We start from the raw sequence: 12,636 nt of genomic DNA on the forward strand, positions 1-12,636 counted from the left end.
GCACCATGCGGCCGCTCCTGCTGATCGCCTTCCTGCTGGTGTCCGGCCGGCCTTCCGCGGCCCAGGACTTCCAGGCCTGGGTGCGGGACCTGGAGGCCCGCGGGATCGTCGTGTCCGCCGGAATCTGGGAGGTCGATACCGGGAAGATCCTCGAGCGCCATCACGAAGACCTGGCCCTGGTGCCGGCCAGCACCACCAAGGTGGTCACCACCTACGCGCTGCTGAAGACGCTGAAGCCCGACGCCACCATCGAGACCGAGGTCTGGGGCGACCTCAAGGACGGGGTGGTGCAGGGGGACCTCACCTTCAAGGGCGACGGCGACCCGCTGTTCACCAGCGAGCGCATCTGGATGCTGGCCCAGTCGCTGAAGAAGGCGGGCATCCGGCGGATCACCGGCGGCATCCGGCTCGATCAGAGCGCCTTCGACGCCCAACGGGAGCCGCTGGGTTGGGAGAACACCTCCGCCGACACGCTGCCCGTGGTGCGGGCGCTCTCCGTGGACTTCAACCGGGACGAGAACGGCCGCCTCGTGGCCGATCCCGACCGCCAGGCCCGGGAGACCCTCCAGCGCATCCTCCAGGAGACGGGCATCGCGGTGGAGAGCCGGGTCGGTGTCAGCGGTACGGGCGTTCCCCGCAAGCTCGCCTCCTGGACCTCGCCGCCCCTGCGGGCCCTGGTGCAGGACATCAACAAGTGGTCGAACAACTTCATGATCGAGATGCTCGTGCGGCGGTTCGGAGCCGGCTCCTGGCCCCGCGGGATCCAGCGGGTGCAGGCCTTCTACCGCACGGCCTTCGGTCTGGGGCCTGAACAGCTCCAGATCACGGATGGGTCGGGCCTCAGCAAGGACAACCGCCTGTCGGCCCGCACCCTGGCCATCATCCTCCGGGGGGCGTACCACGACTTCGAGGTGGGCCCTGAGTTCGTCTCGTCGTTGAAGGTCATCGGCGGCGAGCCCTGGAAGCTGAAGGTGAAGGACCCCAACCTCACGCGCCGGGTGCGGGTGAAGACCGGCCACCTCGACCAGGTCACTAGCCTCTGCGGCTACCTCCAGACCTTCGACGGGAAGGTGAAGGTGTTCGCCATCCTGCTGAACGGGCCCGCCCACGATGAGGATGTCTGGGAGCAGGTCTCCCGCTGGGCGAACTGATTCCGCTCAGCCCTTGCGCCTTCAGCCTCCCGGCGGCGATGCTGGATCCATGGATGGGACGCGGGCGGAGACGCCGGATCCGAGAGGCCTGGCGGCCCTGATCCTCGGGGCCTCGCTCCTGGGGTTCGCGGCCATGCTCGTGCGCTGGGCCGCCCCCGCGGGGCCGCTGGCGGTGGGGTTCTACCGCATGGCCATCGCCCTGCCGCCCGTGGCCTGGCTGGCCTGGCGAGCGCGGGGCACCGCGCGGGCCGGCGTCGGGCGGGCCCGGCTCTGGGCCGGCGTGGCGGGCCTCTGCTTCGTGGGCGACCTGTGGATGTGGCACTCGGCCCTCCATCACACGAGCGCCGCCAACGCCACGCTGCTGGTCACGCTGGCACCCATCTGGGTGGCCGTGGTCTCCGTGGCGTGGCTCGGGGCCCGGTTGCGGCGCCGCTTCTGGCTGGGCGTGATCCTCGCCCTGGCCGGGGCCCTGGTGCTGGGGCTGGCCAAGGGCGCCCGCTGGGGCACGGGGCTGGGCGAGCTGCTGGGGGCGCTGGCTTCCCTGGCCTACGGCGCATTCACCCTTGTGCTGGGCCGCGCCCGCCGCGACCTCAGCGCTCCGGAGGCCCTGTTCTGGGTGGTCCTCTGCTGCACGGCAGGCTTCGGCGTCCTGGGATCCGCCCAGGGCGAGGCGTTCAGCGGCTATCCGGCGCGGGCCTGGTGGGCCCTGGCGGGCCTGGGCCTGGGCGTGCAGGTGGTGGCCTGGTGGCTCATCACCTGGGGCATGGGCCACGTATCCACCAACGTGGGCGCCATGGGGCTCATGACCCAGCCCGTGGCCACGGTCATCCTGGGCTGGCTGCTCCTGGGCGAATCCGTGCGGCCCATGCAGGGGCTGGGCACGCTCCTGGTATTGGCGGGCATCGCGGCCTGCGCCTTCGCGCCGCCGGCGGCGGGGAAGGCCTGAGTTCCGGGCCGCGTCATCCGGTCAGAGCTGCAGATGGAGGCGCAGGCCGCAGATGGTGGCCGGACCCCGGTCGCGGTTGAAGGCGAGGCGCTCGAAGCGCTGGGCCTCGAAGCTGAAAGAGCCGAGAGATCCAACGGCCAGGGCGTAGTAGGCATCCAGCACACGCTCGGCCGAGTAGGCCAGGCGGCCGTCGCCCACCATGAAGCCGGACCCGCCGGCCACCAGATAGTCGCGGTGGTGCCGGTTGAGGCCGTTGGCCGCGAAGCCGAGCCCGACCCGGTCGCCACTGCGGCCCCAGGCCCTCCCACTGGCGGACAGGCCCATGGACAGGGTCCGCTCCACCTCCGTGAAGGCCCAGGATTCCGTCTTCCCGTCATTCCACCCCGCCCGTAGGAACAGGCCCAGGCCCGGCGTGACGGCCTGCTCCGCGTTGAGCCCGAACCCATGCTTGGCGCGGCCGGGCACGCGAGTGGCTGTCACGTCCGGCGCCGCAGGAGCCAGCGCGAGGGCCTCCCGGTAGGACCCCATGCGCGCGTGGTTCTGGAAGGCGAGCAGGCGCAGGGCGCCCTTCTGGCCGCCGAGCTCGTGGTCGTGCTCCAGCTCGATCACCTCGCCGTGCGCATGGTGGACATCGTGGTCAAGCTGCAGCTGGTTCGCCTCTCTCGGCTCCATGAGGGACCCGGCCCGCAGGGCCCAGTCGTCGTGGAGCCACTCCAGCGCCACGCCCCAGGTGTAGCCGCGCGTATCCGCCGGGTAGTCCCAGGCCGCGTTGGCCCAGAGGCTCCAGTTGTTGAACTGGGTGCGGGCGTCATGGCTGTAGGTGTTGGCGTCGAAGATGTCCGTGCCCGACAGCTTGCCGGCCGTGAACACCACGCGGCGGCGGCTCTGGCGGGTGGCCACCTGGTTGGGGCCATCCTCCACGGCCTCGGTGGGCTCGCCCAGGTTCCAGGTCTGGCGCAGGAAGAGCCGGGCCAGGCCCGCTTTGAGCGTGGTGCTGTCCACGCGGTAGGTCTCTCCGTTCGGAGGCGCGGCGAGGCCCAGCACCCGGCTGACCCCGGCTCCGGCGAAGGCCTCGGCATTGGCATAGAGTTCCGCGCCCTCCCACAGCCGGCGGCCGGCGAAGACGGTGGTCGTGTAGGACCCCCGGACCTCCCGGCGGTCCTGGAGGCTGTTGTCGCCCTCGTAGGGGGCGGTGAACCCGCCGTGGCCCTGGAGCTGGTAGGTGAGCTGGACATGGAGGGACCAGGGACCCGGGGCCTCGGAAATCTGGGCCCCCAGGCCAGCGGAAAGACAGAGGGAGACAAGGGCGTACAGTCGCTTCATCGTGGCGCGATCCGATCGGACTCAGGTTGGGTGGCAGGTCTGGTGAGCCGGGGTGGCTACTCCGGCGTGAGGACGCCCCGCTCCTCGCGATAGGCGAAGAGTTCCCCGAAGCGGCCCCACGCGACCAGGGTCTCGAAGGTCTTCTCCGGATCCTCCATGGGCAGCCGGGTGGCCAGCTCCTGGAGGAGGGTCTCCTCGGACAGCTCGCCCTCCTCGAGGTGCATCATCTCCTGCACCACGCGGAAGAGCCGCAGCTCCAGGAGCTGGGCTCGCCACAGGTCCTTGCGGTCATCCATGTTGGCGTTCACGAACCGCTTGCCCAGGGGCGTGAGCAGGACGGCGCGCTTGGGCGTGTCCACCAGGTCCAGCATCTCCGCGGCCTTCACAGTGGTGAGCACCTTCTCGAAGGCGACATGGGTGTGCGAGGCCACCTGGAAGAGGTCGCTGGTGCCGCCCTGGGTCTCCAGGAACTCCAGCAGGCCCAGGATGTCGCCGCTCTGGGCCATGGGCAGGGGCTCCACCTGGTCCTCCTGGGCGGCGGCGCTGGGGATGGGGGCGGTGACCTGCACGTCCGGGAGCTCGGCGCTGGTGAAGATGTCGTGCAGGTGGTCCACCAGCTTCATGAACTCGGGGGAGCGGCTGTCGCGGGGCCGGGCCATGGGCACCTCGACGATGGTCCGCAGGGTGCCCGGGCTGCCGGACAGCACGGCCACCCGGTCGGCCATGAGCAGGGCCTCGCGGATGGACTGGCTCACCATCACGATGGCCGAGGGGTTGCGCTCCTTGTCCGCCCAGATGTCCATGATCTCCGCGCGCAGTGCTTCCGCCGTGAGGGCGTCCACCTGACTGAAGGGTTCGTCCATGACCAGGATCTCGGGGTCCACCGCCAGGGCCCGGGCCACGCCCACGCGCTGCTTGGTGCCTCGCGAGAGCTCGCGGGGGAAGGCCTCCTCGAAGCCCTCGAGGCCGACCTTGCGGATGGCCTGGTGGGCCCGCTCGCGGACCTCGCCCTCGGGCAGGTCGCGGGCGCGCAGCACCACACGGACGTTCTCCTCCACGGTCATCCAGGGGTAGAGGGCGAAGCTCTGGAACACCATGGCCACGCCCGGATTCAGGCCTTCGAGCTTCTCGCCGTGGTGGCGGACCTCGCCCTGGGTGGGGGGCATGAGGCCCGCCAGCAGCCGCAGCAGAGTGGACTTGCCGGAGCCGTTGGGGCCGATGAGGCACAGGATCTCGTCCGGCCGCACCTCGAGCCGGATGTCCTCGAGCACGCGCTGGACGCCGCCCCGGGGGCCGGGGAAGCGCATCTGGACGCCGCGGAGTTCGCAGATGGGGGAGGTGTAGGGCTGCTGCATGTCCACCTCAGCGGTTGAGCGCGTAGCGGGTCTCGGCCAGGCGATAGAGCGGCACCCAGACGAGGCGGTTGAAGAGGACGACCAGGGTCGCCATGAGGAGGGCGCTCGCGGCCAGATGGGGCATGGAGCCCTGCTCAGTGGCCAGCACGACCTCGGCGCCCAGGCCGAAGGTCCGGAGCGTGTGCTGCCTGGTGGTGACGATCTCGGTGATGATGCTGGCGTTCCAGGCGCCTCCGGTGGCGGTCACCCACCCGGTGACGAGGAAGGGGAACACCGCCGGGAAGTAGAGGTTCCAGCAGCGCTTCCACAGGGACATCCGGTAGGCGGTGGAGGCCTCGCGGAGGTCCGCGGGGATGGCCTGGGCCCCCGCGATGATGTTGAACAGCAGGTACCACTGGGTGGACAGCACCATCAGCAGCACGCAGCTCACGCCGAGCCCGATGCCCAGGGAGCTGAACAGCAGGATGAGCGACGCGAAGATCAGGGAGGAGGGGAAGGAGGCCGCCACCTGCACCACGGACTGCAGGCGCCGGGACCACTTCGGCGACATGCCGATCCACAGGCCCACCGGCAGGGTCCAGAGCGTGGCCAGGAACGTGGACAGGAGCACCCGCGACAGGGAGGCCCCGCCGGCCTTGAGCAGGACCAGCCACTTCGGGCCGCTCACCTCGGCCAGCAACCGCACGACGGAGAACGCTCCCAGCGAGAGCAGCGCGAGGATGCCCACCATGGCCGAGGAGGCCACCCAGGACCCCAGCCGCCCTGGTCGCTGGAACTCCTCGTGGGCCTTCCGGATGAAAGCCGGGCGCGGGGTCCGCTGGTGCAGGCGCTGGTTGCGGCGGCGTTCCAGCCACTTCAGGAGGCGTGAGCGGCGGAAGAGGCGGAGGAGCCAGTTCTCGCCGGGATCCACCTCGCCGCCCTCGTCCACCTGGAAGCGCTGGGACCAGGCCACCACGGGTCGCCAGACCAGCTGGTCCAGCAGGATCACCAGCACCAGCATGGTGAGGATGGCGTAGATCTGGGCGCGGGTGCTCCCCTGCTCCACCGCCGTGTTCATGTAGGATCCCAACCCCGGAAGCTGGAAGTTCTTGTTGCCCGCGTGGAAGGCCTCGGCAGACATGAGGAAGAACCAGCTGTTCGCCACGCTCACCATGGAGTTCCACACCAGGCCCGGCGTGGCGAAGGGGATCTCGACCCAGCGGAGCTTCTGGAGCCAGGTGAAGCCGTAGAGGCTGGAGGTCTCCTCCAGTTCCTTGGGCAGGGTCTTCAGCGACTGGTAGAAGCTGAAGGCCATGTTCCAGGCCTGGCAGGTGACGATGAGGAGGATCGCCGACAGCTCCAGGCCGATGTTGCTCCGGGGGAAGAGGGTGAGCATGAGCAGCAGCACGGGCGGCAGGAAGGCCAGCAGCGGTACGCTCTGGAGGATGTCGAGGATGGGCACCAGCACCCGCTCGGCGCGCGGGTCCTTGGCCGCCCAGTAGGCCACCACCAGCGTGAAGGCCAGCGACACGACGTAGGCCGCGATGGCCCGGATCAGGGACAGGAGGAGGTACTTGGGCAGGGCCCAGGCGCTGAGGGCGATCTCCACCGTGGGCCGCTGGACGGCAGTCCACTCCTTCCCCACCAGCCAGAGCGCCGCCAGCGTGCCCACGAGGGCCGCGAGCACGAGGAGGTCGATCCAGCGGCGGTGCCGGATGGGCGCCGTCAGCAGGTTCATCGCCTGGCCCCAGACAGTGTCGAGGAAGCGGTGGATCATGGCCGGTCCGGAGGAGCGGATGGGGCGCAGCCTTGCGCGCCGACATCCCGTTCAGGGGGCGGATTCGGGGGAGCCGGAAGAACGGGGGATGGCCACCTCAGCGGGCGGCGCACCACGACGGAGGTTCGGAGAGGTCGGATTGTCGTCCCATCGAACCTCCTTTCCGGCGCCAGGGCCATGGCCAGTCTGACCCCGGGACTGGCCCCGGTCAACACGGGAAGCGCTTCACCTGAGGCCTCGATGGGGGCACCATGAACGATTCAACGAGGAGTGGAATCGTGCGGAACGGCAGCCATGGCGACCGCTGAGGAGCGGGTGCTGGCCCTGGCCGTGGCCCGCGGGTTCCTCGAACCCGGCGACATCAGCGGCCAGCTGGATGACCTGGTGGCCTCTGGGCGCCTGGACGAGGGCGATCGCCGCATGCTGGAGCAGGAGCTGGCCGACCTGGAGGCCGCCGAGGCGGACCACTGGTCCATGGAAATCACCGCGCAGGGGCCCAGGGCGTCCGACGGCCCGGGCACGGAAGGGGGGGCCGAGTCCCCGGTGCCAGGCCCGGAGGCGTCCATCCCACCGGCCGGGCTCCGGCAGAGCGGAATCTTCCGGGCCCGGACCCTCGAACGGTGGGGACGGTTCGAGGCCCTGGAGCTGCTCGGCGAAGGGGGCATGGGCCGGGTCTTCCGGGCCACGGACTCCCGCCTCCGCCGCGTGGTGGCGCTCAAGCTCCTCCGGCGGGACGATCCCGCGCTCCTGCAGCGGTTCATCCAGGAGGCCCAGCTCCAGGCCCGGATCGACCATCCCAACGTCTGCCGGGTGCATGAGGTGGGCGAGTGGCGCGGCCAGCCCTACATCGTCATGCAGTTCATCAATGGGGAGACCCTCCTGAAGGCCGCGTCCACGCTGTCGCTGGAGGCGCTGCTGCGGCTCATGACGGAAGTCTGCGAAGGCGTCCACGCGGCCCATCGCCTGGGCCTCATCCATCGCGATCTCAACCCGGCGAACCTCATGATGGAGCGGCTCGAGGACGGGTCCACCCGGGCCTGCGTGCTCGACTTCGGGCTGGCCAGGGGCCTGGAGGGCGGCCGGTTCACGGAAACCGGGCAGGTGATGGGCACCGTCAGCTACATGTCCCCCGAGCAGGCGCGGGGGAAGGCGGGCCTGCTGGACCGCCGGTCGGACATCTATTCCCTGGGCGCCACCCTCTACGAGCTGCTGACCGGGGATCCGCCCTTCGGGGGGGAGGGGCTCGACTGCATGACGCGCATCGTGAAGGACGATCCGGTGCCGGTCCGGACGCACGTGCCCACCATTCCGCCGGACCTCGATACGGTGGTGCTCACCTGCCTCCAGAAGGACCCGCGCCGGCGCTACGCCACCGCCCGGGCGCTGGGGGAGGACCTCCAGCACATCCTCGACGGCGAGCCCATCCAGGCCCGCGCCGCCACGCCGGTGGAACGGATGATCCACTGGGCCCGGAAGCGCAAGGCCCTGGTGGCGGCCTCGGCCGCGGTCTGCCTGTCCATCGCGGTCTTCGGCGGGCTGGCCGTGCGGGAGCGGCTGCGGGCCCAGACCCGGGCCGCCCATGCCCAGCGGTTCGCCCAGGCCGCCGAGCGCATCGAGGCCCTGGCCCGCTACCTGCGGATCCAGCCGGCGCGGGATCTGACCCGCGACCAGGCGGATCTCCGGGCCCGGGTCGAGGCCCTGACCCGGGAAGTCCGGGCCGCGGGGCCGCTGGCGGAGGCGCCGGGTGCCTACGCGCTGGGGCGGGCCCGCCTCGCCCTGGACGATCCGTCCGGCGCCAGGACCCACCTGGAACGGGCCTGGGCCATGGGGTTCCGGACGCCCGAGGCGGCCCACGCCCAGGGGCGGGCCCTGGCCGCGATCTATCAGATCGAACAGGGGAAGGCCTACGCGCTGCCCGACCCGGACCTGAGGCAGCGGCGGCTGGAGGAGTTGATGCAGACGCTGAGGATTCCCGCGGCTGACTGGCTGAGGCGCGGCGCCAGCGCCAGCCTGGAGCCCCCGGCCTTCCGGACGGGGCTGCTCATGCTGATGGAGGGCCAGCCGCAGGAGGCGGTCCGGCTGGCCCGGGAGGCCCAGGCGCAGGCTCCCTGGTTCTACGAGGCCCTGCGGCTGGAGGCGGAGGCCTGGCTCGCCCAGGCCCACCTCGCGCAGGAAGAGCCGATCACCAGGCCCGCCCTGGCGGCGGCGGGCCGGGCCCTGGCGCAGGCCGAGCTCCGGGCCCCCTGCGATGTGGACCTTCTCCGCCTCGACCTCCGGCGCTGGCAGGAGGCGGTGGCGCTGGGCTGGCAATCGGGGGCGGACCCCCGCGGGCCCGTCCTGGCCCAGGTGGCCGTGGCGGACCGCTGGACCCTGCTGGAGCCCTCCGCGGCCGAGCCCCTGGCCTGGCGGGCGCGGGCGCGGGGGGAGATGGCCCGGTACCTGACCTACCGGGAGAGCGACCCGGGGGCCTGGCTGACCCAGGCCAGGACAGATGCGGCGGAGGCCCTGCGGCGGAACCCCGATGAAGTCGAGGCGTTCACCGCCCGGGCTTCTGTCCTACGCACGGAAGGCTTCCGCCTGTTGAGCGCGGGGGCGGATCCCTCCCAGCCCCTGAAGGAGGCCATGACCGCGGCCGATCGGGGCCTGCAGCTCGATCCGGGGCACATCGTCCTGATGAACATCCGCAGTTCCGCCCTGCTCGCCTGGATCGACCACACCCGACTGAAGGGCAGCTACCGCCGCGACGCGGTGGCGCCCTACCTGCAGCAGGCCCGGGCCACGGCGGATGCGCATCCGGGGGACGCCTACTATCAGTCGAGCCTGGGGGGCGTGGCCCAGGCCATGGCGAAGGCCAGCCTGGCCTCTGGAGGAGATCCCTCTGCCGACGCGGAGGAGGCGGTCCGGGCCTATGAGGCGGCCCTGAAGACCCAGCCCGGCCACGTGGGGTTCCATCGGGGCATCCTCATCGCCCGGGCGGTCCAGGCCAAGGCCCTGGCGCGGGATGGCCGGGATCCCGAGGGTGCAGTGGACCTGGCGCGTACGGCCTTCCATCGCGCCCGGAAGGCCCAGGTCCCCCTGGCGACCCTGACGCCCTTCCTCATGGAGGCGCTCCTGGCCGCCGCCATGCAGGCGCAAGCGCAAGGCCGGGATCCCAGCGGCTACCTGGACGAGGCCGGCCAGCTGCCGGTCCAGCTGGATGGCAGTGCGGAAGATCCCATCGAACCGGGCGCCATCCGGCTCCGCTACCTGGCGTTCCTGCTGCGCACCGGGCACCGGTCCCAGCCCCCGCACGTGCGGGAATCAGGGGAGGAACTGGCCCGGTCCCTGGTCAGGCTCAAGCCCGTGGATCCCGGGTTCTGGATGGCCCTGGCCCAGTTCCGTGAGGCCTGCGGCGATTTCGCGGGCGCCGCCCAGGTCCGGGCGAGGGGCAGGGCTCTGCATCCAGGCTGGCGGGACTTCTAGCCATTCACGGGATTCATGAGGCTCTTCGAAAGGTAGGCCGGCGCAGTCCCATCCTCCTTGGGGTGGTTCCAGATCTGGTTCACCACGGCCGGGGTTATGGGAAGGTGCGGCTGGTCGCCGATGATCGGCCCGCCGTGCGGGAAATGATGGAGGAAATCCTCCCGGGTCATCTGCTTGCCCTCGGCGGGGCCGCCCTTGTCGTAGAACTTGCCGAAGACCTCCACGGCCCGGTCGCTCCACACGAGCGCGTCGCAGATCTTGGGATCGATGGTGTGGACCCGCGTGGTGCCGTCGGGCATGAGGAGATTCACGGTGATGCCCGTGATGCGGGGGCGGGGTGGGTTGGCCATGGAGGATCTCCTGTGGCGTGAGGTTCAGGGGCGGGGCACGGCCTGGAGCAGCTGGGCGATGACCTGGTCCGTGGTGGCGCCATCGGCCTCGCTCTCGAAGGTCAGCAGGAGCCGGTGGCGCAGCACGTCGGGGGCGAGGTCCACCACGTCCTGGGGCAGCACGTGGTCGCGGCCCTGGAGGTAGGCCAGGGCGCGGGTGGAGGCCTGGAGGGAGAGCGAGGCCCGGGGGCTGGCCCCGCAGCGCAGCAGCTCCTTGCCTTTCCAGACCTTGCCGTGGCCGGGCCGGGTGGCCTGCACCAGCCGCACGATGTAGGTGCGGATGGCGTCGTCCAGGCGCACCTTCTGGGCCTCGCGACCGGCGGCCAGGAGGCTCGCGGCATCCACCACGGGGTTCACCTCGTCGCCGTTCAGGTGCGCGCGGCGGAGCACCTCCACTTCGTCCTCCTGCTTCGGATAGTCCACGTGGAGCTTGAAGAGGAAGCGGTCCATCTGCGCTTCGGGCAGGGGGAACGTGCCCTCCTGCTCCAGCGGGTTCTGGGTGGCCAGCACGAGGAAGGGATCCGGCAGGCGGAAGCTCTCCTCGCCCAGCGTCACCTGGCGCTCCTCCATGGCCTCCAGCAGTGCGGCCTGCACCTTGGAGGGCGCCCGGTTGATCTCGTCCGCCAGCAGCAGGTTCGCGAAGATGGGGCCGCGCTTGGGGGTGAACGTGAGCTGCTTGGGATCGAAGACCAGGGTCCCCACCACGTCGCTGGGCAGCAGGTCCGGCGTGAACTGGATGCGGTGGAAGCTGGTGTGGCTGGCGGCGGCCAGCGTCTTGATGGTGCGCGTCTTCGCCAGGCCCGGCAGGCCCTCCAGCAGGACGTGGCCGCGGCAGAGCAGGGCCACCAGCAGGCGGTTGAGCAGCTGGGGTTGGCCCACGATCACCTTGCGGCATTCGGCGAGCAGGGGTTCCAGGGAGTGGGCGTAGGTCGCGGTCATGGGGTGTCCTGAAGGTCCACTCATCTTGACTGGAACCGGGTCGGACCGGAATGGCGCATTGACCCCTGGTAGGTCTTCATGACCCACGGTAAGTGCTTACGGGCTCTGTGGCCGGTGCTAGGCTCCTCCAAACCCCGATCCCAGTCACTTCCCCATGGAGGACCCATGCGATCCGCAGTCATCGTCGAAGCCAAGCGCACGCCCATCGGACGGGGCGTCAAGGGCGCCTACGCTGCCACCCGCCCCGAGCAGCTGGGCTCGGTGGTCATCGAGGCCCTCAAGCCGCTCCTGAAGGACTGGTCGGGCCTCGAGGACGTGCTGGTGGGCTGCGCCATGCCCGAGGGCGAGCAGGGCATGAACATGGCCCGGCTGATCAGCTTCCGCGCGGGCCTGCCCATCACCGCCGGCGCCGCCACCATCAACCGCTTCTGCGGCAGCAGCCAGGAGACCATGCTCATGGCCGCCCGGGCCATCATGGCCAACCAGGGCGACCTCTTCCTCACCGGCGGCGTGGAGAGCATGTCCAAGGTGCCCATGATGGGCTTCAACCCCAGCGTGGATCCCTACATCAGCGAACACTACCCCGCGGCCTACTGCTCCATGGGCATCACGGCTGAGAACCTGGCCAAGGAATACAAGATCTCGCGCAAGGACCAGGACGAGTTCGCCTACCAGAGCCACCAGAAGGCCGCCGCCGCCTGGAAGGCCGGGAAGTTCGAGAAGGAGATCGTCCGCTTCGAGGCCAAGGGCCTGGACGGCAAGCCCGTCACCCTCCAGCAGGACGAGTGCATCCGCGCCGAGACCACCCTCGAGAAGCTGGGCGAGCTGAAGGCCGCCTTCATGGTCGATGGGTGCGTCACCGCCGGCAACAGCTCCCCTGTCACGGACGGCGCGGCCTTCATGCTGGTGATGGAAGAAGGCCTGGCCAAGTCCCTGGGGCTGAAGGCCCGGGCCCGGATCATCGGTGGCGCCGTGGCCGGCGTGGAGCCGGACCGCATGGGCATCGGCCCCGTGCCCGCCGTGAAGAAGGTGCTGGACCGCTTCGGCCTCAAGCTCGACCAGATCGACGCCATGGAGCTGAACGAGGCCTTCGCCGCCCAGAGCCTGGCGGTGATCCGCGAGGGCGGCTACGACATGGCGAAGGTGAACGCCTGGGGCGGCGCCATCGCCGTGGGCCACCCCCTCGGCGCCAGCGGTGCGCGCATCATCACGACCCTGCTGAACCGCCTCGAGACCGACGGCGGCAAGTACGGCATCGCCACCATGTGCATCGGCGGCGGCCAGGGCATCGCGTCCATCATCGAAAAGATCTGAT

Annotated in this window: 9 protein-coding genes; 4 read left to right on the forward strand and 5 right to left on the reverse strand. The window is 70.6% G+C overall.

All coding sequences use genetic code 11. From position 1 onward, the window contains the following. Window positions 1-5 precede the first annotated feature (5 nt). Window positions 6-1,151 carry a D-alanyl-D-alanine carboxypeptidase/D-alanyl-D-alanine-endopeptidase gene (locus QSJ30_RS03060; RefSeq protein ID WP_285606309.1) on the forward strand — a complete coding sequence of 382 codons (1,146 nt, stop codon included), beginning with the start codon at window positions 6-8 and terminating at the stop codon, window positions 1,149-1,151. A 49-nt stretch (window positions 1,152-1,200) separates the two neighbouring features. Next, window positions 1,201-2,097, forward strand: coding sequence for a DMT family transporter (locus QSJ30_RS03065; protein ID WP_285606310.1), 897 nt, complete (start codon window positions 1,201-1,203; stop codon window positions 2,095-2,097). Between the two features lie 21 nt (window positions 2,098-2,118). Here the strand turns inward: QSJ30_RS03065 and QSJ30_RS03070 are convergent, their stop codons facing one another. Genes QSJ30_RS03070 through QSJ30_RS03080 form a run of 3 tightly spaced genes read right to left on the reverse strand, consistent with a single transcriptional unit; the run spans window position 2,119 to window position 6,531 of the window. Next, complete coding sequence (locus QSJ30_RS03070) at window positions 2,119-3,420, reverse strand: carbohydrate porin (RefSeq protein WP_285606311.1); 1,302 nt, start codon at window positions 3,418-3,420, stop codon at window positions 2,119-2,121. A gap of 56 nt (window positions 3,421-3,476) precedes the next feature. Continuing rightward, the gene (locus tag QSJ30_RS03075) at window positions 3,477-4,775 is read right to left on the reverse strand and encodes an ABC transporter ATP-binding protein (RefSeq protein ID WP_285606312.1); all 1,299 of its coding nucleotides are present in this window, start codon (window positions 4,773-4,775) and stop codon (window positions 3,477-3,479) included. A gap of 7 nt (window positions 4,776-4,782) precedes the next feature. Then, window positions 4,783-6,531, reverse strand: coding sequence for an ABC transporter permease (locus tag QSJ30_RS03080; RefSeq protein ID WP_285606313.1), 1,749 nt, complete (start codon window positions 6,529-6,531; stop codon window positions 4,783-4,785). Between the two features lie 294 nt (window positions 6,532-6,825). Here QSJ30_RS03080 and QSJ30_RS03085 point away from each other — a divergent pair, with 294 nt between their 5' ends. Further along, a complete protein-coding gene (locus QSJ30_RS03085; RefSeq protein ID WP_285606314.1) occupies window positions 6,826-9,993 on the forward strand; it encodes a serine/threonine-protein kinase in 3,168 nt (1,055 codons plus the stop codon). On the opposite strand, the gene QSJ30_RS03090 is transcribed toward QSJ30_RS03085, so the two are convergent. Together QSJ30_RS03090 and QSJ30_RS03095 are read right to left on the reverse strand one after the other, a co-directional pair. Next, window positions 9,990-10,343, reverse strand: coding sequence for a hypothetical protein (locus QSJ30_RS03090; protein ID WP_285606315.1), 354 nt, complete (start codon window positions 10,341-10,343; stop codon window positions 9,990-9,992). The two genes, QSJ30_RS03085 and QSJ30_RS03090, sit on opposite strands and share 4 nt — an antisense overlap. Before the next feature lie 24 nt (window positions 10,344-10,367). Further along, the gene (locus QSJ30_RS03095) at window positions 10,368-11,321 is read right to left on the reverse strand and encodes an AAA family ATPase (protein ID WP_285606316.1); all 954 of its coding nucleotides are present in this window, start codon (window positions 11,319-11,321) and stop codon (window positions 10,368-10,370) included. 165 nt (window positions 11,322-11,486) lie between these two features. Here QSJ30_RS03095 and QSJ30_RS03100 point away from each other — a divergent pair, with 165 nt between their 5' ends. After that, window positions 11,487-12,635 carry a thiolase family protein gene (locus QSJ30_RS03100; protein WP_285606317.1) on the forward strand — a complete coding sequence of 383 codons (1,149 nt, stop codon included), beginning with the start codon at window positions 11,487-11,489 and terminating at the stop codon, window positions 12,633-12,635. Window position 12,636 lies beyond the last annotated feature (1 nt).

The organism is Geothrix edaphica (assembly GCF_030268045.1).
GTDB classification, from domain to species: domain Bacteria; phylum Acidobacteriota; class Holophagae; order Holophagales; family Holophagaceae; genus Geothrix; species Geothrix edaphica.

What these genes read in the sequence shown, in the direction of transcription:
- QSJ30_RS03080 (WP_285606313.1), bottom strand. Translation starts at nt 6,531, where the DNA reads ATGATCCACCGCTTCCTCGACACTGTCTGGGGCCAGGCGATGAACCTG.
- QSJ30_RS03065 (WP_285606310.1), top strand. Translation starts at nt 1,201, where the DNA reads ATGGATGGGACGCGGGCGGAGACGCCGGATCCGAGAGGCCTGGCGGCC.
- QSJ30_RS03075 (WP_285606312.1), bottom strand. Translation starts at nt 4,775, where the DNA reads ATGCAGCAGCCCTACACCTCCCCCATCTGCGAACTCCGCGGCGTCCAG.
- QSJ30_RS03085 (WP_285606314.1), top strand. Translation starts at nt 6,826, where the DNA reads ATGGCGACCGCTGAGGAGCGGGTGCTGGCCCTGGCCGTGGCCCGCGGG.
- QSJ30_RS03100 (WP_285606317.1), top strand. Translation starts at nt 11,487, where the DNA reads ATGCGATCCGCAGTCATCGTCGAAGCCAAGCGCACGCCCATCGGACGG.
- QSJ30_RS03090 (WP_285606315.1), bottom strand. Translation starts at nt 10,343, where the DNA reads ATGGCCAACCCACCCCGCCCCCGCATCACGGGCATCACCGTGAATCTC.
- QSJ30_RS03095 (WP_285606316.1), bottom strand. Translation starts at nt 11,321, where the DNA reads ATGACCGCGACCTACGCCCACTCCCTGGAACCCCTGCTCGCCGAATGC.
- QSJ30_RS03060 (WP_285606309.1), top strand. Translation starts at nt 6, where the DNA reads ATGCGGCCGCTCCTGCTGATCGCCTTCCTGCTGGTGTCCGGCCGGCCT.
- QSJ30_RS03070 (WP_285606311.1), bottom strand. Translation starts at nt 3,420, where the DNA reads ATGAAGCGACTGTACGCCCTTGTCTCCCTCTGTCTTTCCGCTGGCCTG.